We start from the raw sequence: 25,580 nt of genomic DNA, 5'->3' as shown, positions 1-25,580 counted from the left end.
CCGGCTATTTCGGCGACAAGAGCTCAAGCCGCCGTGCCAGACCCGAGGCCCGCACCGCCCGTCGCTGCACGGCCGCGCGCACCGAGGCCTCCGGTCCGATCACCCGCACCTTGGCCTTCGCCCGCGTCACCGCGGTGTAGAACAACTCGCGGGTGAGCAGTCGCGAGTCCTCCGGCGGCATCAGCACCGTGACTTCCCGCGCCTGGCTGCCTTGGGACTTGTGAATCGTCATCGCGTGCAGGGTGTCGACATCAGCGAGCCGACTCGTCGCGAACTCCAGCCATGACGTCCCCGCGATCACCGCCCGCAGCACCCCGTCGCGCACCACCGTGACACCGGTGTCGCCGTTGTACAGGCCCAGCCCGTAGTCGTTGGCCGTGACCAGCACCGGCCGCCCGGCATACCAGTCCGACCAGATCGGCTCGCCGGTGCGCTCGGCCAGCCACCGCTCGACCTGACGGTTCCAGTACCGCACGCCGAACGGCCCCCGCCGGTGCGCGCACAACAGCCGGTGCTGGCCCATGGTCTCCAACGCCGCCGTGGCATCGCCCAGGATCGCGGCCTGCCGCAGTGAAACCGCCCACGGCACAACCACTTTCCGTAGAGCTTCTGCGGGCTCGGCGGTATCGACCCACTCGATGTGATCACCGCCGGCCCGTAGCACCTCCACGACGGTGTCCGCGTCGCCGGTCCGAATCGCCGATGCCAGCCTGCCGATCGACTCACCGAACCGATGCGACGTCTTCAGTTCCGCGATGCGCGCCCCGCCCAGCCCGTCGACCAGGTCCGCCAGCACCGCCCCGGCCTCCACTGACGCCAACTGATCCGGGTCGCCCACCAGGATCAACCGCGCATCGGGGCGCACCGCCTCCAGCAATCGCGCCATCATCGTCAACGACACCATCGACGTCTCGTCCACCACGATCACGTCGTGCGGCAACCGGTTGCCCCGGTGGTGGCGGAACCGCGCGGAGGTATCCGGCCTGCTGCCCAACAGCCGATGTAGCGTCGTCGCGTGCAGTCCCGCCAGCGCCTGGCGATCCGCCGGCGCCAGCTTGGCCACCTCCGACTCGACGGCCTCCTGTAACCGCGCGGCTGCCTTACCCGTCGGCGCCGCCAGCGCGATCCGCAGCGGTGCGCCGCCGGCCAGCAGTGCCAGCAGCCGGGCCACCGTCGTCGTCTTGCCGGTGCCCGGACCACCGGTCAACACCGTCAACCCCTGGGACATCGCCAGCTCGGCGGCCGCACGTTGCTCCTCGAACCCGGCCGGAAACAGCCGTTCGACGTCGCGCGACTCCCGCCGCTTCGCACCGGAGACCATCGCGAGCGCGTCCTCGCACACCTGTTGCTCTTCTCGCCAGTAGCGGTCCAGATAGAGCAGATCCCCGTCGTTGCGTAGCACCGGCGGCGTGGCGGTCAACGGGCTGGCCTTGACCGCCGCGGCCAGACCCGCGATGCCGAACTCCTTCTCCAGCGACGGCAGGTCCACACACACCGAGCCGCCACGTAACGCGCGCACCACCAACGCGACGGCCAACGCCACCCGCTCGTCGGACTCCTCGCCCAGATCTGTGAGTCGTTGCGCCACATGCACATCAGCGGACTCGACCACCCCGGTGTCGGTGAACGTGCGCAGCAGGCCCGTTGCGCCGACCGCCCGCCGCCACTCCACGCTCGTCATGCGACCAGCTCCGAGAGCGCAACCACCAGCGTGGAGGGAGGCTGCCAGCTGAACACCCCCGCCGGATGGCCGTCGACCACCGGCGTCGACGGCCCGCACATACCCCGCAAGAACAGATACAGCACCCCGCCCAGGTGCCGCTCGGGTGCGTACCCGTGCAATCGCCACCGCAGAAACCGGTGCAGCACAATGCTGTACAGCAACGCCTGCAGCGGATAGTCCGAATGCAGCATCGCCTCCACCAGCCGCGGTCGGGTGTAGTCCGCCGCGGTCAGCGGCCGCGCCGGATCACCGAGCCAGTTGGTCTTGTAGTCGACGACGAGGTACCGCCCGCCCACCCGCAGCACCGCGTCCAACGAACCCGACAGGTATCCCTTCAGCGGCTGCCCGCCCAGCGGCGCGGACGTCAGGCGGCCGGCATAGACCGCCAGGACATCGTCGGCGGGCAGATGTTCGCGCAGCAGCCGCCCGACGTCAGCCAGCCGGATGTCCGGTGCCGCCGCACGCAGATCCCCACCCGCCAAGGGGAATTCGAAGTCCATCTCCCGCAACCGGTCCCGCAGGCCGATCTGGCGCAGCGTCAACCCGTCGGCGAGCGGGCCCAGCGGCGTGTCGTGCATGGGGAGCATCGCCGCCGCCAGCTCGTCGGCGGGCACGTCGACCGGCCACCACACCGAGTGCTCGCGGATCTGCGTCGCCAACTCCGCGGCCAGGTCGGACGCGAACGGGTCGGCGTTCTCGAGCACCGCATGCACCAGCGTGCCGAACTTCGCCCCCGCGGGCAGGTCCGCCATCGGCGAGGGCACATCCGTCCCGGCCGGCGCGGACACCAGCGGAATCTCGGCGAGCTCGTCGTCCAACTCGACCACGTCGGGCTCGCTGCTGACCGGCGCGGACTCGGCGGCGCGGATCAACCCCGAATACGACGTCCGCCGCCACGACGCGTCGATCGCGCGATGGAAATGCCGGACTTCCAGGCCCGGCGGCGTCGACTCCTTCGGCAGGTCCGGCACCGGCCGCAGCACCGACTCCTCGACCACCGGCCCGCCCGCGGCCTGCCACGCCGTGAACTGCGCCCACGCGTCCTCGTCGGGGATCTTGTCCGGCGTGGCGCGGTCCGGCACCGTCGACTCCCCGGGCCGACGGCCCCGAAGCAGCCGCGACAGCCCGCCGTTGGGTTCGTCGTAGGCCGGCGCCCACCACGCGACCACCTGCGCCTGGGCTCGCGTCATCGCCACATACGTCAGCCGGCTGTCGTCGCTGGCGTCCTCGGCGCGTCCGAGCTTGGCCACCGCGGCGTGGTCGGGGCTGTCGTTGCCGCCGACGTGCAGGCATCGGGTGTCCCCGTCATGGAACAACACCAGTTCGCGCTTCTGCACGTTGCGGTTGAACGCGAACGGCAGGTACACCACCGGAAACTGCAGCCCCTTGGCCACCCACACCGTCATGATCTGCACCGCGGCCGCGTCGTGGTCCAGCCGCCTGGAGCGTTCCACCGCCCCGCTGCGCTCTTCGCGTTGCGCGCGCAGCCAGTCGCGCAGGGCGGGCAGGCTGTAGTGCTCCCGGTGCGCGGCCTCCTGCAGCAGCTGGGTCATGTGGGCCAGGTCGGTCATCAACCGCTCGCCGCCCTGCCATGACAGCACCCGGTCGCTCATGCCGCGCAGCTGTGCGGCCTCGAAGATCGCGGCGACGCCGCGCTCGCGGGCGTGACCGGCCCACTCTCGCAACGTGTCCGCGATGCGGTCGGTCAACGCGTCGCCGCCCTCGACGAGCTGTGCGGCCGTCACGCCGAAGAACGTCGTCGCCGCGGCCGCGCGCACCATGCCGGATCGGTGCGGCTGGTCGAACGCCTCTAGCAGACACAGCCAGTCCTCGGCGGCCTCGGAGTTGAAGATGTCCGAGTCGCCGGTGTAGACCGCGGGGATGCCCGCGTCGCACAGGGCCTGGTAGCAGGCGCGGGCGTCCTTGTGGCTTTCCACGATCACCGCGACGTCGCGCGCCGCCACCGGCCTGCCCTCGAAAGTGGCTCCGCGGGTGAGTAGTTCACCGATGTCGGCGGCAAGGTCGCGGGGGATGTGCGCGCGCAGATCGGCGATCGGAACCACCTGAGTTCCGCGGCGCCCAAACGTCTCTCGCCGCACGACCCGCAGCCGGAAGGGATCGCCCGCGCCGCTCAACCGCGAGCCGGCATGGTGCGCCTCGACCTGGTGGACGATGATGCGCGGGTCGCCGAGTTCGGCGCCCGCCAGCACGCTCTGCAGCCTGTCGACCAGCGCGCCGTCGCTGCGCCAGTTCTTGCCGAGGGTCATGCGCACGCCCGCGGTCTCGGCGGCCTTGAGATACGTGACGATGTCGCCGCCGCGGAACGCGTAGATGGCCTGCTTCGGGTCGCCGATCAGGATCAGCGTGGAGCGACCGGAGAACGCCCGGTCGATCACCTTCCACTGCACCGGGTCGGTGTCCTGGAACTCGTCGACCATCACGATCGGCCAGCGCCGATGCATCCGTGTGCGCGCCGGCGAGCCTTTGGTCTCCAGCGCGTCGGCGAGCCGGCTGAGCAGATCGTCGTAGCCGAGGATGCCGCGGCGCCGCTTACGGGTCTCCAGTTCGGCCAGAACGTCTTTGGCGAACCGCACGCACACCGCGGCACGCGAGTCCGGGTCGGGGTCGGTAGGACGCAGTTCGGTCGCCGGGTGGTTGACCACCTCGCGCGCCAGCCGCAGCGCATCGGCGTGGGCCAGCAGCGGATCGTCGCGCTCGCGGCCGAAGTGGCGCAGGTAGAGGTCGTCGACGATCTCGGTGACCACCTCGTCGAGGCTCTCCACCAGCGTCACGCCCGCGTCGGTGTCACCGGCCACCCCCAGCGATTTGAGCACCATCTGGCAGAACTGGTGGGTGGTGGCGATGGTCGCGGCGTCGAAGGAGGCCAGTGCATCACGCAGCCGCCGTCGACGCGCCTCGCGTTCGTCGTCACTGCCCTTGAGCAGCTCGCCGATGATCTGGTTGTCGCCGACCACCGAGTGATCGTCGAAAGCCGCCACCGCGTCCACGATTTGGCGTCGCACCCGGTCGCGAAGTTCCTGGGTGGCGGCCCGCCCGAACGTGATCAGCAGCATCTGGTCCAGCGTCGCCGCGCCCTCGGCGAGGTAGCGGGTGACCAGACCGGCCAGCGCGAACGTCTTGCCGGTACCCGCGCTGGCTTCCAGCACGGTGGTCGAGCGGGCGGCGGGCAGCGGGCCCAGCAGGTCGAAGGCGTCCATCAGTCCAGCGCCCTCAGCATCGGCAGCCACAGCCTGCTCGCGTAGGCGTCCAGACCCTTGTCGATCAGCACCCGCAGCCACGCGCCCTTGCCCCAGGTGCGTTCCTGCGCGGGATCCTGGTCTTCGCCGGGGTACCTGTCGGTGCGCCACCGGTAGCCCGCGGCCCGCTCGGGGTCACCGTGGCCGTGTTTGGCGTCCGCCCACGCGAACGACGTCTTCACCGGCAGCGGCAGCGGTTCACGACGGCCCTCGTCGTACATTGCGACCAGGTCGGCCAGCAGGTCGGCGGCGTCCTCGGTGGGGGCGCGCAGGATGTCCTCGCGCGGCGTGGTGCCCCGCTTGTGCCTACCGATGCAGATCGCCGACCAGTCACGGGCCGGATCGTGGACGGTCAACGCCAGCAACCGGATCCACGACGGCAGCAGGTGGCGCCCGTCGAGCTTGGAGTAGGTCACCGACACCAGGTGGTCGCGGAACACCGGGGACACGGTGCCGGTCAGCCGGCGCCCGGCGCCGAGGTCGATGTCGAGGTCGACGGCATGGGGTTCGGCGCTGCGGTGAGGTGCGGCGGCGTGGGCGAGCAGGGCCGACTGGTCGCGGATCTCGGTGGCCTTGCGCCAGCCCAGCTGTCCCGGCGGCAGCGTGCCGCGGCGCCATTCGGCTTGGCGCGCCTCGTCGGGGTCCATGCCCAGCAGCATGTCGTGCAGCATGCGGTCGCCGACCGTCCACTCCTCGAGCGCGTCGATGTCGACGGGCATGGCGTCCTCGACCCCGTCGACCTCCCACGGCAGCGTGTAGTCCAGCGCACGGTAGAACCCCTTCACCGGATCGCGGAAGAACGTGACGAGGTCGACGAGCACCACGTCGTCGGCCTCGCGGGCGGGCAGCGGACCGGTGACGAACGCCGGCCGCTCCGTTCGCTCACCGCTTCGGGTCTGCGCGGCCCGCAGCACCGTCGAGTCGAAGGTGAAGGGCTTGTCGGGCACCAGGTTTCCAGGGCTGACGTTGCGTGTGTCGAAGGGCTGCAGCGGATGTCTGATGACGACGGTGTCGCGCACCTTCTGCTCGGTGGTCGCGTCGAGGGTGTCGAGCAGTTCGGCCAGCGGCACCGCGGGCGGGCGCTGCTGACCGGAGTATTCGTTGGCACCGGTGTAGGTGATCACCAGCTTCTCGGTCGCCGCACCGATCGCGTCGAGCAGCAATTGGCGGTCCTCGGAACGGATGTCGCGTTCACCGGTCATCGGGGCGCGGGCCAGGGCGTCGTCGCCGTCGATCACCCCCAGCCGCGGGAACACCCCGTCGTCGAGGCCGACCAGGCAGACCACCCGGTGCGGCACCGAGCGCATCGGCACCATCGTGCACACCGTCAACGTGCCGGTGCGGAAGTTCGCCCGCGTCGGCCGCCCGGCCAACTGCCGTCGCAGCAGCGCGCGGATGTCGGGCAGGCGCAGCAGGGTGTCGGCGCGCGGCCCCGCGTCGGCGAGCACCTCGCCGAACTCGCGTTGCAACTGGCTGAGCTGCCAGGCGTCGTCGTCGCCGACATCGGCGAGCAGACCGACGGCGTCCTCCAGTGCCCGCAGCCACTCCCGCAGCGGGCGCGCACCGGTGAGCGACAGCACCACGCGGTGCAGCCGGTCGATGAATTCGGCGAGCTGACCCGCCAGTTCGACGCGGTTGCTGCTGACGTCGTCGAGCGGCAGCGTGGTGTCGATCCAGGCGTGCGAGTCGTCGGACATCGCGACCCCGGCCAGCACCCGGTCGATGCCGAAACGCCATGTGTTCTGGATGAAGTCGACACCGTAGGGGAGCCGATGCTCGCGGTCGAAGCCCCATCGGATGTTGGTCTGGCGCACCCAGCGGGTGATGTCCTCGAGGCTGTCGTCGGTGAACCCGAAGCGGGCCCGCACCGGTCCGGCGTGTGCGAGGTCGAGCACCTCGCTGGAGGTGGCCCGCCCGCCCGCCAGCGCGAGCAACTGCGATGCGACGCCGAGCAGCGGATTGGTCTGCACCAGAGAGCGGTCGGCCAGACGCACCCGCAACTGGTGGGCGGGGTGTACGTCCTTGATCATGTCGCCGAGGCCGAAGCCCGCGACGATCAACGGGGCATAGTTCTCGATGTCGGGGCACATGACGAGGATGTCGCGGGGTTCGAGGGTCTGGTCGTCGGCGAGCAGGCCGAGCAGCACCTCGCGCAGCACGTCGATCTGGCGGGCCGGGCCGTGGCAGCTGTGCACCTGCACGGAGAGGTCGCCGGGGCGCAGGGTGCGGCCGTCGGGCCGCAGAGCGTTGGCGGCGATGTCGGACTGCAGCCAGCCCAGCAGCGTGTCGGGATGCTCGGGGCCGCCCAGATATTCGTCGGTCTGCGCGGCGCCGGGCAGGCCGCGTTGCAACTCGCGCAGGTCCCGGCCGAGAGTGGCCAGCAGGGGGTGGCCGACGTCGCGGTGGCTGGTGTCGTCACGGCGCGCGATCGGCCCGTGGGTGCCCTTGAGTGATTGCCACAGGGCGTCGCTGGGATGCGGCAACCACAGGTGAAGGTCGTGATGGGTGGACAGCGCGTCGAGCAGTTCGATCTCGGTGCTCGGCAACCGGGTATGGCCGAACAGCGAGAGCCGCTGGGGCAGTTCGGTCGGCGACTCCTGCAGGGTGGCAACGGTTTTGGCGTGCCGAATGTGCGGCGGGTCGGCGTCGACCTTGTCCAGTAGAGCCCGCCACAGCGGCGGCTGCCAACGCAGGTCGTCGTCGACTGGGAGAACGGCGTCGTCGGCGCCGTTCTCCCAGTCGACGAGCAGCTGGGGGCGCTGGCGAGCGTAGGAGGAAAACAGGCCGGCGAGCCGGCGCGCGACGGCATAGCGGCGGCCCTGACGCAGCTCGCGTTCCTCGCCGGTCTCGAAATGGCCGAGATGGGTGGCCAGTGTTTTACACCAGCTTTCGTCACAGCTCGCGTCGACGACCTCCAGCAGCGGCCACACCATCGCATCGGGCGACCACGGATCGTCGTCGTCGGCGCCGGTGATTTCGGCGATCAGCGAGCGCGGGTTGCGGAAGGCGATGCCCGCGCAGACCCCGTCGTCGCCGGCGCCGCGCCCGAGCACGTGAGACAGCCGCTGGCTCAGCCAGCGCTCCACGCCCTTGGCCGGAACGATGACCAGCTCCTCGGCGAACGGGTCGTCGGGCGGTTCGGACAGCAGCGAGCCCAGGCCGTCGGCGAGCAGATCGGTGCGTTCCGCACGATGGATGTGTAGCGCCATCGATGGTCACCCTAGGCCGCAGGCACCGCTTCTCGGGGCGACTGTGCGTCTAGGGCGGGTTCGCGGGCGGTTCCGCCGCCCTGGCCGCACACTGAGCGCCGTCAGCGCACGGTCGATGTTCGACGGCGCGGCGGGTATACAGGCACCATGACCTCACCGCGGCTGGGACGCGCGTTTCAGGAGGCGCTCGGCTACGCCGCCGAGCTTCATCGCACGCAGACCCGCAAGGCCAGCGACGTGCCCTATCTCGGGCATCTGCTCTCGGTGGCCGGCCTGGTGATCGAGGCCGACGGCACCGAGACCGAGGCCATCGCCGCGTTGCTGCACGACGCCGCCGAGGACCAGGGCGGTGCGGCCACGCTGGTCGATATCCAGCAGCGGTTCGGTGAGCAGGTCGCCGCGATCGTCGAGGAGTGCAGCGACACCGTCGACACCCCGAAACCGCCTTGGCGCCAGCGCAAAGAGGCCTACGTCGCCCACCTCGACAAGGCCTCATCCAGCGCGATTCTGGTCTCGATCGCCGACAAACTCGACAACGCCCGCGCGATCCTGCGCGATCTGCGCCGGTTCGGCCCGCCGGTGTGGCAGCGGTTCAACACCGACGACCCGTTCGACCACCTCTGGTATTACCGGGCGCTGCTGGACGTGTATCGACGCCGCAGCGACACCTGGCTGATCGACGATCTCGAGCGCGTCATCCGGGCGTTGGAAGAGGAGATCGGACCGCGTCCGGCCGCGACGGTTTGACGCCGGTCAACCCCGCTGGACGACGTTGTTGAGCCCGGAATTGCTGATTTGCGGGTCGCCGGACAGATAGATCACCTGGTTGTCGAAGCCCGACGCGCCGATGGTGTCGGCGTGGTCCACCGTGACGTGGTTGTCCATCCCCGAGACGGTGACGCTTTGGCAGTGGCCGGTCAGGGTGACCGTGTTGTTCACCCCGCTGACGGTCACCGCGGCGTCGTTGCAGGCGATGGTCTTGTCGCCGTCGACACCGGCGACGCTGAGCGAACCGCCGGGCGGCGCGCTGGTCTCAGCGGGTACGGCCACCGGGGGGTCGATCGGCACCTGGCCGCGTGGCCCGTCGAACGATCCGCCGCCGCCGACCACCTCTGAGCTCGGACTGCTCGAGGTCACGCTCCACACCACGAACCCGACGACGCCGACCGTGATCACCACGAACGCCGCGATGATCCCGAAAATCAGACCCGTGGGAACGCCCTTGCTCGGCATCGGCGCGTACTGGGTGCCGAACGGCGGCTGATAGGGATCGAAGGCAGGCGGAGGAAGCGCTGAGGTCGGCTCGGCGGGCCGGCTGGAGCGCTCGGCGCCCAGTTCGACCGCGCGGCCGGTGGCGGCCGACTGCTCGAGCTGCCGGATCCGTTCCTCGGGGTCATCCTGCGGATTCATGCGGAAATGCTTGCATACGCGCCGGCGCACCGACCACGTTTGGCGGGCTAGTGTCACTAACCATGTCGCGCAAAGCCACGCGTATGGCACCCGAGTCCGCGCCGTCCGGTGACGGTGTGCGCGCCCGGTTGCTCAAGGCGTCCCACGAACTGTTCACCGAGCGCGGCTACCGCGGCACCACCACCAAGGAGATCGCTGCCCGCGCCGGCGTGGCAGAACCGACGCTGTTCAGGCATTTCGGCTCGAAGGTCGACGTGTTCGACGCCAGCGTGCTGGCCCCGCTGAAGGCCTACATCGACCAGTGGAGCCAGACCTGGGTGGACGCCTCCGGCAGTGCGACGCTCGCGGAGATGGCCGGCGAGCTGGTCGAGGGGCTCTACACGGTGATCCGCCGCGACCGGCACATCTTCATCGAATTGATGGCCGCCCGGTCGGATCCGCTCAGCGACCTGCACCCGGCGGCCGTCGAGATCGGATCCCAGCTGCGCGAGGGTCTGCGGGCCGTACACGACGCCGCCTTCGGGGTCGCCGATCGCTACCGTCTCGCCGGTGACGACATGCCCGCCACCATCGGCGCGGTGGCCAGCATGATCATCGGCTCGGCGCTGTTCGACGACTGGGCCTACCCCGCCAATAAGCGTGTGCCAGGCCGGAATCGGATGATCCGCGAGATCTCGACTTTGATCATCGACGGCACCACGCACCGCGCTCCCGAATAGCTCCCTTTCGTTTCGTTGTGTTCGTGCCACTAACATGGTATGCAAGTACCACTAACACAATGGAATAGCTCGGCCACGGCGTCGCGATGCGTCGTCTCAGATCGGAGAAAGCGATGACGGAGACCACCACGGATCCCACCGTTGACCCGTCGGACCGCGAGTTCGGCTCCGGGATCAGCCTCTCCACGTACCGGTTCCCCACAGGCTGGTTCATCGTCGGCTTCTCCTCCGACCTCGCGCCCGGTCAGGTGCGGCGGGCGCACTACTTCGGCAAGGAACTCGTCATCTTCCGGACCGAATCCGGCCAACCCCAGGTGCTGGACGCCTACTGCCAGCACCTCGGCGCGAACATGGGCGTCGGCGGGACGGTCGAGGGCGAACACCTGGTGTGCCCGTGGCACGGCTGGCACTGGCGCGGCGACGGCACCAACGCGCTGATCCCGTACAGCAAGATCGGCTGCAAGCAGAACGTCCGCGTCACGCCCTATCCGTGCATGGAGTGGTACGGCTTCGTCCTGGTGTGGCACGAACGCCACGGCCGCGCGCCGTACTGGACGCCGCCGTCGATTCCCGAACTCGAGACCGACGAGTACTACCCGTTGCATCCGCACAGTCGGATGGTCAACCGGGTCAAGGTGCACGCGCAGATGATCATCGAGAACGCCGCCGACCCGTATCACGTGCAGTACGTCCACAAGGCGGCCAACCCGGCCAATACCGCCGACTTCGAGGTCGACGGCTATCGACTGCACGCCACCGTCAACGCCAATTTCGGTGGGGGACGGGCGAAGACGTGGTTGACGCCCAACGGACCGGTGGATGCCAAGATCGTCTACGACAACTTCTCGCTGGGGTTGGGTTTCGTGCGCTTCCCCGCCGACCTGGTGGCCACCGTCCAGGTCACCGGTCAGACGCCGGTCGACGAGGACTACACCGACTACTTCTACACCCAGGCCTCGCTGCGCGAACCGGGCGACACCAGCGACAAACCGACGGGCCGTGCCGCGCGATTCCTTCAATTGCAGCAGGAGGTCATCAAGCAGGACTTCTTCACCTGGGAGAACATGAAGTACCTGGACAAGCCCAATCTGGCGCCCGAGGAGGCGCGTGACTACGCCGCGCTTCGCCGGTGGGCGCACAAGTTCTATCCCGGCCCCGAACCCAGCCCCGACGACTTCGGCTACACCGCTGACGGTGAGCCCGATCCCGCCGCCGCGAAAGCGTGATGTCCGCCGAAGCACCGAAGGTAGCCTCGCCCGGCCGTGAGGCGCGGATCGACCCGTCCGCATTCGGACTGGAGAAGTTCGACGTCGCCATGGTTCTCGACCAGAGGGCCGCGCAGTACCCCGACCGGGTGATGATGACCATCGGCGAGACGTCGGTGACGTTCGCGCAGATGCGTGATCATTCGTGTGCCGCCGCCAACGCACTGCTCGAGTTGGGCGTGCAACGCGGCGACACCGTGGCGCTGTTCGCGGCCACCTGCCCGGAGTGGGTGTACTTCTGGCTCGGCGCCGCGCGCATCGGCGCGGTCAGTGCGGCCGTCAACACCGCCAACAAGGCCGAATTCCTCTCGCATGCGCTTCGACTGGCGCGCGCCAAGGTAGTGATGACCGACGCCGAACGCTCTGCGCGGGTCGACGAGATCGCCGGCGACGTCCACACATTGGAATCGATCGTGGTGATGGACGGTTCGCTCACCGAGGACGTGTCACGCGGGCTTGTCGACGCCACCGGTGGATCGTCTGGCCTCGACGACATCGGCGTATTGTTCTTCACCTCCGGGACCACCGGGCCGTCGAAGGCGGTCGCCACCACCTGGCAGTACCTGTTCTCGGCGGCCGCCGCCGTGGGCAACGCGTGGGACCTCGGCGAGGGTGAGGTGCTGTGGTCGGCGATGCCCCTGTTCCATCTCAGCGCCGCACCGATGGTGCTGACCCCGATGCTGCGCGGCTCCACCACCGTGCTTCGGTCGTCGTTTCACCCCAGCCAGTTGCTCGACGACATCCGTGCCTGTGGCGCCGTGGGTTTCGCCGGTGCCGGCGCGATGGTGTCGATGCTCTACAACCAGCCGGCGGACCCGTCAGACAGGGATAATCCGCTGCGGTTCATCTCGGCGGCGCCGATCGACGCCGCGGCATACCGGCCCATCGAGGAACGCTATGGGGTGCGGGTGGTGACGATGTACGGTCTGACCGAGGCGTTCCCGCTGGCGTACAAGAGCGTGTCCGAACACGGGGTGCCGGGCACGTCGGGCCGGATCAACCCCGCCTTCGACGTGCGCATCGTGGGCACCGGGGGAGAGCAGCTGCCGCCCGGGACGGTCGGTGAAATCGCCTGCCGGGCAAGGGTGCCCCACGTGATCAGTACCGGTTATGTGCTGCCGGATGCGTCCGCTACGGGCTTGCGCGTCGAGCGCCATCCCGAATGGTTCCGCACCGGCGACATGGGTGTGCTCAGCGAAGACGGACAACTGTCCTACGCCGACCGGGTCAAGGACTCGCTGCGGCGCCGCGGTGAGAACGTGTCCTCGGTCGAGGTGGAGACCACCGTGATGAAGCACCCCGCCGTGCTCGAGGCCGCCGCGGTCGGCGTGCCCAGCGACCTCGGCGAGGACGACATCCTGGTGCTGGTCACGCTGCGGCCCGGCGCGACGCTGGATTATGTCGACCTGCTGGACTTCTGCTCGGCGCGCATGCCGTACTTCTGCGTGCCGCGCTACGTGGAGATCCTCGCCGAACTGCCGAAGAACGTGATCGGCAGGGTCCGAAAGGATCTGCTGCGAAGCAGGGGACTGACATCCGCCGCCTGGGATCGCGAGGCGCACGGCTACGCAGTGACTCGATGAGGATCAAGAGGAGAGGCCATGACGCTGACCTATCAGCAGCAGTACGTGCTCGACGGATTGCAGGGCAGGGCGTCCATCCTGAACCTGGACGCACGTCACAACCGGCTGTATTCGGAAGGTGACCTCGGCGGTTGGATCGCCACGTTCCGGCACTCCGGCGCGACGTACCGGCGCGGCGGGCAGCAGTACACCGATCTGCCGGCCGCGTTCGACGGCGGTAACGGCCGGCGGCTGGTCACCGTCGACCACGACATCACCGTCGACGGTATCGACGCCACCCAGCGCTGCGTGGCGCTGCTGTTCGTCGGCGCGCGACTGCAGTCCACCGGTGTGTACGACGACAGGCTGATCTACGAACGCGGCGGCTGGTACTTCACCTCCCGCGAGCTGACGCTGGACCCCGCCCCCGCCGAGCTGAAGGTGTGACGATGGGCCGGCTGCGGGTGGTGCAGTCCTCGACCGGCAACGTCGGGCGGCGCGCGCTGGATGCCATCCTCGACATGCCGCATCTTGAGCTGGTCGGCGTGCACGTCTTCGACGCGGACAAGATCGGTAAGGACGCAGGCGAGCTGGTCGGGCGCGCGCCGACCGGTGTCATCGCCACCGATGACGTCTCGAAAATCCTTGCTGTGAAACCGGATTGCGTCAGCTACATGCCGAGCAAGATCGACTACGATCTGGTGGCCCGCTTCCTGCGGGCGGGCATCAACGTGGTGACCACCGCTGACTTTCTCACCGGCGACTGCCTCGGCGGACAGCGCGAGCTGCTCGACGCGGCCGCCCGCAGCCGCGGCGCCACGTTCCTGGGCACCGGGTTCGAACCCGGATTCGTGAACCTGGCGGCGGGATTTCTGACCGGGGCGTGCCGCAAGGTGCAGAGCGTACGGATCGTCGAAACCCTGGACTGCACGACCTATCCCGTCGCGGCGGCCTGGGCGGCGATGGGTTTCGGCGCACCGCTCACCGAGCGGTCCGTGACGCTGACCCCGGAAACGGCACCGTTCGCGGTGGCCTACTTCGAGACGCTGGACCTGGTGGCAGGGATGCTCGGCGTCCGGATCGACAGCCGCGAGCTGGTGGTGGAGGCCGCGTCGGCGACACGCGACATCGAACTCGGGTGGGCGAGCTACCCCCGGGGCACGGTGGCGGGCCAACGTCGCACCTACCGCGGCTTCGCGCAGGGCCGCTGCATCGTCGAACTCGCGCTGTGCTGGACCATGAGCGACGATGCGCTCGACCCGCAATGGAGTGACCCCGAGGGCTTTTCGATCGAGATCGAGGGCGAGCCCCGCGTCGAGGCGACCGTCAAGTACATGATGCCGCTGACGGAGGGGCTCACCGACGAAGCCGACACCATGAGCCTGCTGATGGTCAGCACCGCGATGGCCGCTCTCCACGCGATCCCGCACGTCTGCGCCGCCGAACCCGGGGTTGTTCTCGCGTCTGAACTTCCGGTAATCGGGGCTCGTCACTCCCTGTCCTGAAAGGACTTGCAATGCAGAGTTATCAAAGCTCTTACATCGTCAACGGGCGGCCCGACGAGGTGTGGCAGCTGTGGTTTCCCGGGGTGCCGGTGATCGAGATGGACGACGTCCGCATCGAGATCGTCCACCCCGGCGACGAGATCCACGAGGGCCTGGTCCGGCACTGCCACTACCGCGTGCCGAAGTACCTGCTGTCGGCCGGGCGGGCGCAGTCGTGGGAACTCGTCACCGATGTGGTGCCCAACGTCAAGTACCGGTACCGGGCGATCACGCGGCCGCCTGCGGCGTTCGCGGAGGGCGAGCAGCGGCTCGAGGACCTCGGTGACGGCCGCAGCCGCGTGCACTTCGCCGAAACCTATTCGGTGGCAAACCCGTTGATGCGGGTGCTGTTCGAACGCCGCCTGCACGCGTTCATCTCGCGGGACAACGACACCGTCATCAAGGCCGCGATCGAGCGGGGCCTGGAGGCCCTGCGGGCCGCGCAGGGGTGAGCACCGTGCGCGTCGAAGCCATCGAAGATCAGTGCGGAGCACACGGGTACTGCGAGGGGATCGCCCCGGACATCTTCCACCTCGGTGAGCACGACGAGGTCCAGATCGTCCAACCCGAATTTCCTGCCGACAAGTTGAGCCTGGTGGAGCAGGCCGTTGCGCGGTGCCCCAAGGCGGCGCTGCGCATCGTGGAGTGAGGCGCCGGTGAGCGGGGGTGAACGCGCGAAGGTCGCGATGACCGCCGTCGAGGTGGCGGAGTTCCTCGCGGTGGGACACACGTTGGCGCTTGCGACGATCGGTCCCGACGGCTGGTCACACGTCACCGCGATGTGGTACGCGATGGTAAACGACGCGGTCGTGTTCATGACTCACCGCGGATCGCAGAAGCACCGAAACCTTCTGCGCGACAACCGGATCGTTGGGCTGGTCGAAGACGGTCACGAATATGCTGAGCTGCGCGGTGTTCAGTTTCGCGCCCGCGCCACCGAGATCTGCGACGAGGAGCAACGGCTGACGTTGGCCGGCGCGGTCACCCGCAAGTATCGCCAGGGTGTGGCGGCGGATCTGGCGCAGCGGATCGCCAAGCGGGCGGTGTATCGCGCCGAGATCGTCTCGACTGCGAGTTGGGATCATCGCAAGCTCGGCGGCTGAATTCGCCACGTTTGGCCCAAGCCACGCTCGGTAACTCCGTCGTCATGATCGGAAAGCTGCGATCCGTCGTCGTCGACTGCCGCCACCCGAGGCAACTGGCCGAGTTCTACGCCGGCGTACTCGGCGGAACCCTGTACGAGCAGGACGACACCTGGGTGGTGCTCACCGACCCTGCGGGACGGCGCCTCGCGTTCCAACTCGCCCCCGAACATCAGGCGCCGCAGTTTCCCGACCCGCGGGGGTCTCAGCAGTTCCATCTCGACATTGCCGTGGAGGACGTCGACGCCGCCGAGCGTGAGGTGCTTGCGCTGGGCGCCACCCGTGTCGCCGAGGCGACCGAAGACGGCAAGTTCCGGGTCTACCGCGACCCCGCCGGCCACACCTTCTGCCTGGTGTGGGGCGTCACCGATCCGTAGGTGCGCCGCCGCTACAGCCAGTCGCGTCGCTTGAACATCGTGTACAACACCAGCACCAGAGCGATGATGATCGCGGTGCTCGTGATGAATCCGCCCACCGTGTCGATGCCCGGATAGGTCACGTTCTGGCCGTAGAAGCCGGTGATCGCCGTGGGCACCGCGATGATCGCCGCCCAGCCGGTCAGCTTCTTCATCACCGTGTTCAGTCGCGCGTCCTGCAGCGACAGATTGGTCTCGAACACCGTCGTGATCATGTCCCGCAGCGACTCCGTCCACTCCGACACCCGCAGCACATGGTCGTAGAGGTCGGCATAGACGGGGTCGAGTTCGGGCGCGGTCTTCGAATCCTGCCTGCGGTGCTGTATCGAGTTGACGACTTCACGCATCGGCAACACCACCCGCCGCAGCGCCACCAAATCCTTGCGGAGCCGGAAGGTGTTGCGCTGGAGATTGTTTCGCACCTTGTTCTCGAACAGGTCGTCTTCGATCGCCTCGATGCGGTCGTCGAGCGCCTGCACGGCTTCGAAGTGGCCGTCGACCACGACGTCGAGCAACCCGTGCACCAACGCGCCGATGCCGTGCTCCTGACCGCCGAGCACGTCGAAGCGTTGCGACACCTCGTCCATGTCGAAGTGCGGCGACAACCGGACCGTGATCAGCCCCCTGGGCAGCATGAACCCCGAAACGCGATGGACGTCGAGCAGCGACTCGGTGTCGTCGGTGGGCGGCGGATCCTTGACCGTCACCCCGTACACGGTGAAGAACGTGTGCGTGCGGTAGCTGACGGCCTTGGTGCGCTCAACCTCGGCGATGGCGTCTTCCACCGCCCAGTCGTTGAGCCCCAACTCCAGCGCCAGATCCGCCAGGATGGCGTGGTCGGGGTCGTAGATGTCGCACCACACCAACGTGTCCTCGTCGGCGAGGTACTCCGAGATCGCCGAGAAGTCGAAGTCGTCCTGCGGCTTGCCGCCTCGCCACACACGGCCACGTACGTGGGTCACCGCTCCATCATGTCAGTGCGTCGCCACCAAACCGTGCTCGAGCGCATACATGCTCGCCCCGATGCGGTTGGAGACGCCGATCTTGGTGTACGCCCGCTCGACGTGATTGCGCACCGTCTTTTCGCTGAGCACCAGCTTCCTCGCGATCTCTTTGTTGCTGGCGCCCTGCGCGACGAGGCACAGCACCTCGACCTCGCGGGTGGTCAGCCCGTGTGGGCGCACCTTCGACCGCCCCGACGCGTGACCGGCCGCCTGCAGCACCGCGTCGGCTGCCACCGCATCCAGCTGCCCGTCGCGGACCCGCTCCCGCAGCCGGCGCGCCGCCCCCGCAGGCCCCAGCGCCGCACGGTAGGGGCGCGGTTCCAGCGCGGACTGGTAGGACACCGCGCACGCCAGCAGTCGGTCGGTCATGGTCAACTGGCGCGCCGCGAGCCCCCGCGGATAGCCCGTGCCGTCGAGGTGCTCGTGGTGGTTGGCGGCCACCTCCGCCGCGGGCGCCAGGCCCGGCACCCGCGACAGGATCCGTTCAGTGAGATACGGGTGCAGCCGCATACGCTCGAATTCCGCCATGGTCAGATCGGCTGGCTTGGACCAGATCTGGTTGGACACCCCGATACGGCCGATGTCGTGCACGCACGCCGCCCTGCCGATCAGCGCCACCGCCTCGTCGTCCAGCCCGGTGGCCGCCGCGGACTCGATCGCCAACTGGGTCACCGCACGCGAATGTCCCAGCGTGAACGGGCATTTCAGGTCAACGAAGTCGCCCAGCGCGACAAGCAGGGCATCCAGTGACGGGCCGTCGAGACGGATGTCGCGGTCCGGCGCCTGCCGCAGCGCCGTCGTCCACACGCTGCCCGCCGACGGCACCGCGAGCACACCGGCGGGGTCGGCGACGAACGCGTCGACCACTGCGGGATCGAACTGCCCGCCACGTCGGCTCAGCGCCATCGCCACCGCGCCGTCGACTCCGTACTCCCGATGGTGCACCTCGACCATGTCGGCCAGCTGGGCCACCCGCATCTCGATCGGGATCGCCTCGCCCACAGCGCCGGTGGGCAGTCCGCCGCCGTCGAAACGTTCGAACGTGAACTGCAGCGTCGACTGCACGTCGGCGGCCAGCCCGATCCGCTCGGCCAGCAGCGCCGCCGAGGTGCAGTGCGAGTGGATCAGACGCGTGATGTGGCCGCGCGCGTCGGCAACCAGCGTCGCCATCGTCTTGAGCCTCGACAACAGCGACTCGCCGCGGCCGATGTTGGCCAGCAGGAACCGCTGATAGGGCAGACCCGACCAGTCGACCAGATACGAGCCCTTGCGCACCGCGATGTCATCACCGAACCAGCGCGCGTACTCGTGGGAGTCGGCGTGACAACCGATCCACATGATCAGCGTGGTGTAGTAGATGCAATCACGCTGCGCCGCCGTCAAACTTAGCCGCTCGGCGATGCCCGTCGCGATCATCGTCGCGCGCAGCATGTGCTCGGCGGGCTGTCCCAACCCCAGATCGATCGCGACCGACAGCGCCGCGAGGATCTCCGCGCGGGTGGAAAGCTCCGGCGATGCGGACGGCGGTCGCATCCGTTGATTCTGCGCCGACATGGCCAGCTGTTCAGCCGGTTAGCGCAAGACGGGTGGCATCGCGGTGTCTGGTCACGTCGAACGGCTCGAACCGGCCCCGTCCGACGACACAGATGCCGCGTTGCGGCAGTTGGAAGTCGGCCAGGCTGCCCTGCTCGGGGTGCGGTCCCACGGGTCCGACGTCCGCGCCGTGCACCACCGCGGTCGAGTCTGCGACGGCCCACACCCGCTGGGGTGCGATCCGGAAGCCCTGGCCGTTGGGCAGCACGCCGGTCAGTTTGATCTTGCCCATGCCCAGCGCCGGCCCGACGATCGGGCTCATCGCGGCCAGTACCCGGCGGCTGTTGGTCACCGCTGACGGAAGATGGCCGGCGAACGCGCTCATGGCCCGCGTCATCGGTTCGGCCTTGATGTCGATGCGCCAATCCAGCACGCCGTCAATGGAAACCGCGAGCGACCACGGTGTGACCCAGCGTGACGAGATGTCACAGACGACCGGATCAACCGTCGTCGCCGAACTGAAGTAACGCGAACAACTCTGTGATCCGACAGTGGTGGCGTAGAACGTCCACACCCCGCCGGGGGTGCGATGCCACACCGACTGATAGCCGGGGGAGAACGACGTCTTCGAGAAGTCGCGGAACGCCAGATAGTGGCCGCTGGCGAAGGGCACGCCCATGACGCCGAAACCGGCGGCGCGCTCATCGTCGCCGTCGGGGAGCGGAAGGTTCTTGATCGCGGCCGCGGCCGCTTGTGGTGTGGTGGTCATACGTCCACACTCGTCGACCGACCACGCCGGACACATGGGGCATTTGCCCCATTTCCCGACAGGGTCTGTGACCGGCTCAGAAGAGCGTGAATTCTCCTGCCAGCCCGTCGATTCCGGCCCTGATCGCGGTCAGCGCGGCATCGCGCGCCTTGAGCTTGGTGGCCAGATGCGCGCCGGTGTTGAGCTGGGCCGCTTCGGCGGCCACCTCCTGCGCGCGGGTGAGCACCTTGTCGGCGTCGACGAGTTCGTCGAGCCAGCCGGCTGCGACGGCGTGGTCGCCGGCGTAAGTCGACGCCAGCGCGGCGCCGCGCTGGAAGGCCGCCGGCGTCAGCCGCATGCGCATGATCTCGAGTGCGGCGTTGGGGATCGTCATCCCGATTGCCACCTCGATGGCCTGGCACCTGGTCTTGGGCTGTCCCACGCGATGGTCGCCGGACAGCAACAGAAACGAGCCCATCGCGATGGCCGGGCCCGTGGCGGCCATGATCACCGGGGCGGGAAACGTCATGCAGCGCACCGCGAGTTCGAAGCCGCCGGTCAGCATGCCCAGCGCGGCGTTCTTGTCACCGGACTGAAACACCGTCAGGTCGAACCCGCCGCTGAACACCCGGCTGTTGCCGGCCAGCACGACGGCCTTGGCCGACTCCTTCTCGGCGCGGTCCAGGGCGCCGTTGACGGCGGCTTGCATGTCCGGGCCGAGCACGTTGACCTTCCCGTCGTCCATGCTGATCGTCGCGACGGATTCGTTGAGTTCAAAGCCGACTGTGCTGGTCATCTGACAGATGTTACGTAGCGCCGCAGCGCCACCGGCCAACCGGTCGGCTACTCGTAGGGGCGGCGGTGGCGGCCGTTGATCACCTGGGTGCGGGTGTCGTCATAGTCGGCGCCTTGGTTGGCACCCTGGTCGACGTTGGAAAAGTTGACGTTGTTGTGCTCGACGCCGTTGCTGCCGGGCGGGGCGCTGAACTCCGCACGGTTGCGGTCGCGCATCGCGTCGGCGGCGTTGCGGACCCGGTTGATCTCGCTTCGCAGGACGTCCTCGCGGCTCTCGTTGACCGCGTAGTGGTAATAGGTCAACAGGTGACGCAGCAGCTCGAGCTTCTGCTTTTCCTGGCGGGCGAGGTCGTGAGTGGTGAGCAACTCCAGGCGCTCGACGGGATGCAGTGTCGCCCAGTCCAGCACCGCCGTCGACCGGAACCGGCGCTTGGCGCGCTTCTTCCCGCGGCTCTTGCGGTCACCGGCGGGCTCGCCGAAGTAGGTCACCGCGCCGTCGAACCGCGACGCGATCGCTTCGCCCAACTCGCGGCGGTCCAGCGCCGAATCCCACACGATCCGCCACTCCTGCGACGGCGCCAGATACGGTATTTCCGCGGGTAGGTTCAGCGGGACGATGTCGACGTAGTTGTCTTCATAGGTCGACTCGTACTTGGCCACGGTCGGCGGATGGGCGAACTCCAAGCGGATGTCGAACGCCGCCGTGCGGCCGAAGTTCTTCACCACGAGTTCGACGAGATGCCAGTCGTTCGCCGCGGGCTCCATGTACATCGCGACGTTGGGCTGCATCAACTCTTCGGTCTGCCGCCGGGCCCGCTGATACGCGCGCCACGCGTACACCAGCGCCGCGATCAGCACCAGTACGGCCACCCACGCCGCCAGCGCCGTCCAGCCGCTGGACGAGATGTCGGTCAGGCGCAATGACCGTTGTCGGGCCCACTCCACGCCCCGCTGTATATCACGGTCCGGCCGTCGCCACAGCATTTGCCAATCTGCGCAGCCGTCATTTGCTGGGATCGCGCCGGCGCGATCAGGACGCGGCGGCGGTCAGCACCCGCTCGCGTGGCGCCACGGCCGGCAGCAGCCGTTCGCCGCGGGCCGCCCACTCCGGGTCGGCCCAGCACACCCGGGCCGGCAGCCGCCGCCAGTATTCGGGGTGGTGACGCAGGTAGAACTCCACGCTGGCGTGCAGCACCGCGTCGACGGGCGGTCTGCGCCACGACACCGTATGGACGTTGCCCGTCAGCGCGTCGAATTCGCTGGGAGCCGGTGCGTCGTGTCGCCGCGACGCCGAGATCGCCAGCCCCGCCTGCACGGCGCCGTCGAGCACCCAGTCCAGCGCGATGTCGGCCATCGGCCAGCAAGCTCTCGGCCCGCCCGTGATGTCGCAGTGCGCGCCGCGGAACCAGACCTCCTCGACGCCGGCCGACGCAGCGGACTGGCCGCCGAGCGGACCGTCGATCGCCACGGCGTGCCGCCCCGGCGTGACGTCGGGAGTCGGCCCGGTTGCGACCGGAGGTGCGGCGCGCCGCGCGACGCCGGGCACCCTCAGCGTGTCGAAGAGCCCTAAAAACCGTACGGGAACCGAGTTTTCGGGCTGTCCCGCCAGCTCGGCCGCGAGCTGCTTCACGCGCTCCCAGTCCTGCGGGCTGCGTTGCGTGCGGGGGAGGGCGTAGGCGGCCAGCACGTAGTCCTTCAGATCGGGCAGCAGGCCGACGGTGCCCAGCAGTCGGGTCAACGCCAGCGCGCACGATCCGCCGAGGCCCGCGCCGAACGCGTAGATGCGATCGCCGGGCGCCCACTGCTCGAGCAGGAACTCATACGCCCCGGCGATCCAGCCCCGCGCCTCCTCGGCGACCGTCGACGGCCAGCGCGAGCGCAGGGCACCGGGGCGGTCCGAGGAACTCCAGGTGGTCTGATCGCCGCCGTCGTCGAGCAGCGAGAACAGTCGTTCGGCGTTGGTCGCACCGCGGTCGAAACACAACACCAGGTTCTTCACGACGCCCCCGGGGCCGGATGAATTTACGCTCGCGTCATAGTTTGCCGGGAGGCGGCCGTCTTGTCACGGGTATGACGCAGTAGCGATGTCAATAACGACGGATCGTTGAGTGTTCAAGCACTATCGCAACGAAATCAGTGGTGAAACAGCGCTGGGACGGTTGAACTCAGCCGCCCATCAGCGTGCGCCACTGATCCAGGTTGCTGACCCGGTACACGTAGTTGGTCCGGCGCACCTCCGACAGCGAGGCGCTGGGCTCGGCCGAGTACCAGTGGCCGGGAAACACCGTCGGGTCGCCGGGTAGCTGGGCCAGCGCCTGCAGGCTGCGAAACATCTCGTCGGAGTCCCCGCCCGGGAAGTCGGTGCGGCCACAGCCCTCCAAAAACAGCGTGTCGCCGGCGACGAGCCGGCCGTCGAGCAGGAAGCACTGGCTGCCCGGGGTGTGGCCGGGGGTGTGCAGCAGCTCGATGTCCAGCCCGCCGACCTTGACGATGTCGCCGTGCTGGTGGGTGGTCAGCTCACTGAGCGCGATACCGGTGACGCGGGAAACCCAGTCGGCCTCAAGGCTGTTGACGTGTACGGGCACACTGGTGCGCTCCAGCAGTTCGGGCAGGCCGTTGAGTTCGAAGCCCATCATCGAACCGCCGACATGGTCGGGGTGATGGTGGGTGACCAGCACCCCGGACAGCCGCATGCCGTCGGCCTCCGCGGCGTCGACCAGCTCACCGGCGGCGTAGGCCGGGTCGACGACCACGCACTCGCCGGTCTCGCGGTCACCGATGAGGTAGGAGAAGTTGCGCATCTGCTGGGCGATCATGTCGCCGGACGCGAAGTCACGCCCGGACAGCAACTGGCGGAAGTAGAGGCGATCCGTCATGGCCCCAGACTAGGCAGTCGCGTTCAGTCGTTACCGCGCAGCCGCACCATGCGGATGGTGCTGCTCTCGTCCAGCTCGACCAGGTCGCCCTGGGCCCGCAGGAAATCGCTGAACGAGCGGAAGCCCAGCGCCTTCTCGGAGAACGACGGGTCCATCCGCTTCATCTGGGCCTTGACCGCCGAGTTGTGCAGCCAGTCGGAGTCGGAGTCGTCCTTGCCGTGGGCGATCCGCAGGGCCCGCTCCAGCAGCGCGGTCGCGGCGGCCTGCGGGTCGGGCGTCTCGGTGTCCTGCCCGGCGTCGGCCTTGGTGCGCCGCCGCTTCGGCGCCTCCGTCTTGACCGGCGCGACCCCCGGCAACGAGTCGTAGGAGACGTACTCGTCGCACGCCGCGGTCAGCGATCGGCTGATCGAGCCGGTGATGCCGATGCCGACGACGTAGCGGCCCAGGCGCTTGCACCGCTGCGCCAGCGGGATGTAGTCGGAGTCGCCGGCGACGATGACGACGTGGGTCAGGTCGGGCAGCCGGAACATGTCCTCGACCGCGTCGACCGCGAGCCGGATGTCGGCGCCGTTCTTGGCATAGGCCGCGGTGGGAAACAACTGCACGAGGTCCACGGCCCGGCCCACCAACTGTTCGCGGTAGTCGGCGTTGACGTCGGTCGACCAGTCGGCGTAGGCCCTCGTCGACACCAGCGTGCCGAACGACGACGCGAAGTCGATGATCGCGCCGACGTCCACGGTCGCCTCGGCCAGCCGCCCCGGCTGTTTGTGGAATCCGGCCGCGCGGTCCTTCTGGAACGAGTTGCGCCCGTGCACCTGGTCGTAGCGGGAGATGACGATATTGTCGAAGTCGAAGTAGACGGCGACTCTGGGGGGCGCGGATTCGATCACGGCTTGATTATCGCGAACAGACACAGAATCGCCCTAGACCCGCCGAAATTGGGGGCCGAGGCGCCCGCCGGCGGTTCGGGTGCCAAGTGAACAGCGGTTTGGCGAGCCAATCCCGGAGAATGTACCCTCTTTAAGGCCCGCGGCACGGCAGGCGGGTCAGGCCCCCTTAGCTCAGTCGGCAGAGCGTTTCCATGGTAAGGAAAAGGTCAACGGTTCGATTCCGTTAGGGGGCTCGGTGGACGGGCCGCGTCGCTGCTCGGCCCATCGGGGCGGTGTAGCTCAGCTGGTTAGAGCGCACGACTCATAATCGTGAGGTCGGGGGATCGAGTCCCCCCACCGCTACAAGACAGCAAGTACGCGTAAACAAAGGACGACGGAAGTGGCCTCCAGTACCGACGTACGGCCCAAGATCACCTTGGCCTGCGAGGTGTGCAAGCACCGCAACTACATCACCAAGAAGAACCGCCGCAACGACCCGGACCGGCTCGAGCTCAAGAAGTTCTGCCCGAACTGCGCCAAGCACCAGCCGCACAAAGAGTCGCGGTAGGCAGCACTGACCTCGGTCCGCCGGACTGACTAGGTAGGTTCACCAAGCGTGGCGTTGTCAGATCAACTCGTCGGGATGCACTACCGCTACCCCGACCATTACATCGTCGGCCGGGAGAAGATCCGCGAGTACGCCACCGCGGTGAAGAACGACCACGCCGCGTTCTTCGACGAGAAGGCGGCCGCCGAGCTCGGCCATCGGGCACTGCCCGCACCGCTGACGTTCATCAGCGTCTTCGGCTACATGGTCCAGACGTCGTTCTTCGAATCCGCCAACATCCGCCTCACCGACATGAAGATCGTCCAGGTCGACCAGGTGCTCAAATACCTTCGGCCGATCTTCGCCGGCGACAAGCTCTACTGCGATGTCTACGTCGATTCCGTGCGGCAGGCGCACGGCACTGACATCGTCGTGCTCAAGAACATCGTCACCAACGAAGCCGGTGACGTGCTACAGGAGACATATACGACCCTGGCGGGTCGAACGGGCGACGGAGAAGAGGGTTTTTCAGATGCCACTGCGTGAGTTCGAAACGGTGAAGGTGGGTGACAAGCTTCCCGAGAAGGTGGTCCCGCTGACGCGCCAGGATCTGGTGAACTACGCCGGCGTTTCCGGCGATTTGAACCCGATCCACTGGGACGACGAGATCGCCAAGCAGGTGGGTCTGGACACCGCCATCGCGCACGGCATGCTGACCATGGGATTGGGCGGCGGATACGTCACCGAGTGGGTCGGCGACCCGGCCGCGGTCACCGAGTACAACGTCCGCTTCACCGCGGTGGTGCCGGTGCCCAATGACGGCGTGGGGGCCGAGATCGTGTTCAACGGCCGGGTGAAATCCGTTGAGCCCGAAACCAAGTCGGTGACGATCGCGCTCTCGGCGACCGCGGGGGGAAAGAAGATCTTCGGCCGCGCCGTGGCGACCGCGAAGCTGGCGTAG

The 25,580-nt window shown here is 68.3% G+C and carries 25 protein-coding genes and 2 tRNA genes; 15 read left to right on the top strand and 12 right to left on the bottom strand.

Going from position 1 to position 25,580, the window contains the following annotated elements; translation table 11 throughout:
• Window positions 1–4: 4 nt before the first annotated feature.
• The 3 genes from recD to recC are packed head-to-tail and all read right to left on the bottom strand — an operon-like array spanning window position 5 to window position 8,189.
• Window positions 5–1,681, bottom strand: a complete 1,677-nt coding sequence (recD, locus tag ABQE89_RS14295) for an exodeoxyribonuclease V subunit alpha (protein ID WP_448417575.1) — start codon at window positions 1,679–1,681, stop codon at window positions 5–7.
• Window positions 1,678–4,941: an exodeoxyribonuclease V subunit beta gene (recB, locus tag ABQE89_RS14290; RefSeq protein ID WP_448417573.1), complete on the bottom strand. Its 3,264-nt coding sequence runs from the start codon at window positions 4,939–4,941 to the stop codon at window positions 1,678–1,680. The genes recD and recB overlap by 4 nt, the downstream gene beginning before the upstream one ends.
• Window positions 4,941–8,189: an exodeoxyribonuclease V subunit gamma gene (recC, locus tag ABQE89_RS14285; RefSeq protein ID WP_448417571.1), complete on the bottom strand. Its 3,249-nt coding sequence runs from the start codon at window positions 8,187–8,189 to the stop codon at window positions 4,941–4,943. The genes recB and recC overlap by 1 nt, the downstream gene beginning before the upstream one ends.
• A 147-nt stretch (window positions 8,190–8,336) precedes the next feature.
• Between recC and ABQE89_RS14280 the strand changes: the two genes are divergently transcribed.
• Complete coding sequence (locus ABQE89_RS14280) at window positions 8,337–8,936, top strand: HD domain-containing protein (RefSeq protein WP_448417569.1); 600 nt, start codon at window positions 8,337–8,339, stop codon at window positions 8,934–8,936.
• Window positions 8,937–8,942: 6 nt separating this feature from the next.
• On the opposite strand, the gene ABQE89_RS14275 is transcribed toward ABQE89_RS14280, so the two are convergent.
• A complete protein-coding gene (locus ABQE89_RS14275; protein WP_448417567.1) occupies window positions 8,943–9,599 on the bottom strand; it encodes a DUF3060 domain-containing protein in 657 nt (218 codons plus the stop codon).
• Window positions 9,600–9,661: 62 nt separating this feature from the next.
• Here ABQE89_RS14275 and ABQE89_RS14270 point away from each other — a divergent pair, with 62 nt between their 5' ends.
• The 9 genes from ABQE89_RS14270 (at window position 9,662) to ABQE89_RS14230 (ending at window position 16,208) form a co-directional block, all read left to right on the top strand.
• Window positions 9,662–10,318, top strand: a complete 657-nt coding sequence (locus ABQE89_RS14270; protein WP_448417565.1) for a TetR/AcrR family transcriptional regulator — start codon at window positions 9,662–9,664, stop codon at window positions 10,316–10,318.
• Window positions 10,319–10,431: 113 nt separating this feature from the next.
• Window positions 10,432–11,544, top strand: coding sequence for an aromatic ring-hydroxylating oxygenase subunit alpha (locus tag ABQE89_RS14265; protein WP_448417563.1), 1,113 nt, complete (start codon window positions 10,432–10,434; stop codon window positions 11,542–11,544).
• Window positions 11,544–13,166 (top strand): AMP-binding protein, encoded by a 1,623-nt coding sequence (locus ABQE89_RS14260; protein ID WP_448417561.1) that lies wholly within the window; start codon window positions 11,544–11,546, stop codon window positions 13,164–13,166. Before ABQE89_RS14265 ends, ABQE89_RS14260 begins: the two co-directional genes overlap by 1 nt.
• An 18-nt stretch (window positions 13,167–13,184) precedes the next feature.
• Window positions 13,185–13,592 (top strand): nuclear transport factor 2 family protein, encoded by a 408-nt coding sequence (locus ABQE89_RS14255; RefSeq protein WP_448417559.1) that lies wholly within the window; start codon window positions 13,185–13,187, stop codon window positions 13,590–13,592.
• A gap of 2 nt (window positions 13,593–13,594) precedes the next feature.
• Complete coding sequence (locus tag ABQE89_RS14250; RefSeq protein ID WP_448417557.1) at window positions 13,595–14,650, top strand: NAD(P)H-dependent amine dehydrogenase family protein; 1,056 nt, start codon at window positions 13,595–13,597, stop codon at window positions 14,648–14,650.
• An 11-nt stretch (window positions 14,651–14,661) separates the two neighbouring features.
• Window positions 14,662–15,141 carry an SRPBCC family protein gene (locus ABQE89_RS14245; protein WP_448417555.1) on the top strand — a complete coding sequence of 160 codons (480 nt, stop codon included), beginning with the start codon at window positions 14,662–14,664 and terminating at the stop codon, window positions 15,139–15,141.
• A gap of 5 nt (window positions 15,142–15,146) precedes the next feature.
• The gene (locus ABQE89_RS14240; protein ID WP_448417553.1) at window positions 15,147–15,338 is read left to right on the top strand and encodes a ferredoxin; all 192 of its coding nucleotides are present in this window, start codon (window positions 15,147–15,149) and stop codon (window positions 15,336–15,338) included.
• Window positions 15,339–15,345: 7 nt separating this feature from the next.
• Window positions 15,346–15,792 carry a pyridoxamine 5'-phosphate oxidase family protein gene (locus ABQE89_RS14235; protein WP_448417551.1) on the top strand — a complete coding sequence of 149 codons (447 nt, stop codon included), beginning with the start codon at window positions 15,346–15,348 and terminating at the stop codon, window positions 15,790–15,792.
• A gap of 44 nt (window positions 15,793–15,836) precedes the next feature.
• Window positions 15,837–16,208 (top strand): VOC family protein, encoded by a 372-nt coding sequence (locus tag ABQE89_RS14230; RefSeq protein ID WP_448417549.1) that lies wholly within the window; start codon window positions 15,837–15,839, stop codon window positions 16,206–16,208.
• Window positions 16,209–16,219: 11 nt separating this feature from the next.
• Here the strand turns inward: ABQE89_RS14230 and ABQE89_RS14225 are convergent, their stop codons facing one another.
• The 8 genes from ABQE89_RS14225 to ABQE89_RS14190 form a co-directional block, all read right to left on the bottom strand.
• Window positions 16,220–17,209, bottom strand: coding sequence for a magnesium transporter CorA family protein (locus ABQE89_RS14225; protein WP_448417547.1), 990 nt, complete (start codon window positions 17,207–17,209; stop codon window positions 16,220–16,222).
• Between the two features lie 12 nt (window positions 17,210–17,221).
• Entirely contained in the window at window positions 17,222–18,784 is a 1,563-nt protein-coding gene (locus ABQE89_RS14220; protein ID WP_448417545.1) for an HD domain-containing phosphohydrolase, read from the bottom strand.
• A 31-nt stretch (window positions 18,785–18,815) separates the two neighbouring features.
• On the bottom strand, window positions 18,816–19,553 hold the full coding sequence (locus ABQE89_RS14215) for a hypothetical protein (RefSeq protein ID WP_448417543.1): 738 nt from the start codon (window positions 19,551–19,553) through the stop codon (window positions 18,816–18,818).
• Between the two features lie 76 nt (window positions 19,554–19,629).
• The gene (locus ABQE89_RS14210; RefSeq protein ID WP_448417541.1) at window positions 19,630–20,328 is read right to left on the bottom strand and encodes a crotonase/enoyl-CoA hydratase family protein; all 699 of its coding nucleotides are present in this window, start codon (window positions 20,326–20,328) and stop codon (window positions 19,630–19,632) included.
• 47 nt (window positions 20,329–20,375) lie between these two features.
• Window positions 20,376–21,272 (bottom strand): DUF8453 domain-containing protein, encoded by an 897-nt coding sequence (locus tag ABQE89_RS14205; RefSeq protein WP_448417539.1) that lies wholly within the window; start codon window positions 21,270–21,272, stop codon window positions 20,376–20,378.
• An 85-nt stretch (window positions 21,273–21,357) separates the two neighbouring features.
• Window positions 21,358–22,326, bottom strand: a complete 969-nt coding sequence (locus tag ABQE89_RS14200) for a phospholipase effector Tle1 domain-containing protein (RefSeq protein WP_448417537.1) — start codon at window positions 22,324–22,326, stop codon at window positions 21,358–21,360.
• Between the two features lie 166 nt (window positions 22,327–22,492).
• The gene (locus ABQE89_RS14195; RefSeq protein WP_448417535.1) at window positions 22,493–23,203 is read right to left on the bottom strand and encodes an MBL fold metallo-hydrolase; all 711 of its coding nucleotides are present in this window, start codon (window positions 23,201–23,203) and stop codon (window positions 22,493–22,495) included.
• A gap of 23 nt (window positions 23,204–23,226) precedes the next feature.
• Window positions 23,227–24,093 (bottom strand): NYN domain-containing protein, encoded by an 867-nt coding sequence (locus tag ABQE89_RS14190; RefSeq protein ID WP_448417533.1) that lies wholly within the window; start codon window positions 24,091–24,093, stop codon window positions 23,227–23,229.
• Window positions 24,094–24,253: 160 nt separating this feature from the next.
• Between ABQE89_RS14190 and ABQE89_RS14185 the strand changes: the two genes are divergently transcribed.
• From ABQE89_RS14185 to hadB, 5 genes are all read left to right on the top strand, one after another.
• Window positions 24,254–24,326, top strand: a tRNA-Thr gene (locus ABQE89_RS14185).
• Between the two features lie 35 nt (window positions 24,327–24,361).
• Window positions 24,362–24,435, top strand: a tRNA-Met gene (locus ABQE89_RS14180).
• Between the two features lie 37 nt (window positions 24,436–24,472).
• Entirely contained in the window at window positions 24,473–24,640 is a 168-nt protein-coding gene (gene rpmG / locus ABQE89_RS14175; RefSeq protein ID WP_448417531.1) for a 50S ribosomal protein L33, read from the top strand.
• 75 nt (window positions 24,641–24,715) lie between these two features.
• On the top strand, window positions 24,716–25,165 hold the full coding sequence (hadA, locus tag ABQE89_RS14170; RefSeq protein WP_448417607.1) for a (3R)-hydroxyacyl-ACP dehydratase subunit HadA: 450 nt from the start codon (window positions 24,716–24,718) through the stop codon (window positions 25,163–25,165).
• A complete protein-coding gene (hadB, locus tag ABQE89_RS14165) occupies window positions 25,152–25,580 on the top strand; it encodes a (3R)-hydroxyacyl-ACP dehydratase subunit HadB (protein WP_448417529.1) in 429 nt (142 codons plus the stop codon). The genes hadA and hadB overlap by 14 nt, the downstream gene beginning before the upstream one ends.

It is taken from the genome of Mycolicibacterium sp. XJ1819, assembly GCF_053483675.1.
The sequence above is the reverse complement of the archived record's forward strand: the minus strand, read 5'-3'. Positions and strand labels throughout refer to the sequence as shown.

Coding starts and splice junctions, on each gene's coding strand:
- recD (WP_448417575.1), bottom strand. CDS start 1,681: ATGACGAGCGTGGAGTGGCGGCGGGCGGTCGGCGCAACGGGCCTGCTG.
- recB (WP_448417573.1), bottom strand. CDS start 4,941: ATGGACGCCTTCGACCTGCTGGGCCCGCTGCCCGCCGCCCGCTCGACC.
- recC (WP_448417571.1), bottom strand. CDS start 8,189: ATGGCGCTACACATCCATCGTGCGGAACGCACCGATCTGCTCGCCGAC.
- ABQE89_RS14280 (WP_448417569.1), top strand. CDS start 8,337: ATGACCTCACCGCGGCTGGGACGCGCGTTTCAGGAGGCGCTCGGCTAC.
- ABQE89_RS14275 (WP_448417567.1), bottom strand. CDS start 9,599: ATGAATCCGCAGGATGACCCCGAGGAACGGATCCGGCAGCTCGAGCAG.
- ABQE89_RS14270 (WP_448417565.1), top strand. CDS start 9,662: ATGTCGCGCAAAGCCACGCGTATGGCACCCGAGTCCGCGCCGTCCGGT.
- ABQE89_RS14265 (WP_448417563.1), top strand. CDS start 10,432: ATGACGGAGACCACCACGGATCCCACCGTTGACCCGTCGGACCGCGAG.
- ABQE89_RS14260 (WP_448417561.1), top strand. CDS start 11,544: ATGTCCGCCGAAGCACCGAAGGTAGCCTCGCCCGGCCGTGAGGCGCGG.
- ABQE89_RS14255 (WP_448417559.1), top strand. CDS start 13,185: ATGACGCTGACCTATCAGCAGCAGTACGTGCTCGACGGATTGCAGGGC.
- ABQE89_RS14250 (WP_448417557.1), top strand. CDS start 13,595: ATGGGCCGGCTGCGGGTGGTGCAGTCCTCGACCGGCAACGTCGGGCGG.
- ABQE89_RS14245 (WP_448417555.1), top strand. CDS start 14,662: ATGCAGAGTTATCAAAGCTCTTACATCGTCAACGGGCGGCCCGACGAG.
- ABQE89_RS14230 (WP_448417549.1), top strand. CDS start 15,837: ATGATCGGAAAGCTGCGATCCGTCGTCGTCGACTGCCGCCACCCGAGG.
- ABQE89_RS14220 (WP_448417545.1), bottom strand. CDS start 18,784: ATGCGACCGCCGTCCGCATCGCCGGAGCTTTCCACCCGCGCGGAGATC.
- ABQE89_RS14215 (WP_448417543.1), bottom strand. CDS start 19,553: ATGACCACCACACCACAAGCGGCCGCGGCCGCGATCAAGAACCTTCCG.
- ABQE89_RS14210 (WP_448417541.1), bottom strand. CDS start 20,328: ATGACCAGCACAGTCGGCTTTGAACTCAACGAATCCGTCGCGACGATC.
- ABQE89_RS14195 (WP_448417535.1), bottom strand. CDS start 23,203: ATGACGGATCGCCTCTACTTCCGCCAGTTGCTGTCCGGGCGTGACTTC.
- hadA (WP_448417607.1), top strand. CDS start 24,716: ATGCACTACCGCTACCCCGACCATTACATCGTCGGCCGGGAGAAGATC.
- hadB (WP_448417529.1), top strand. CDS start 25,152: ATGCCACTGCGTGAGTTCGAAACGGTGAAGGTGGGTGACAAGCTTCCC.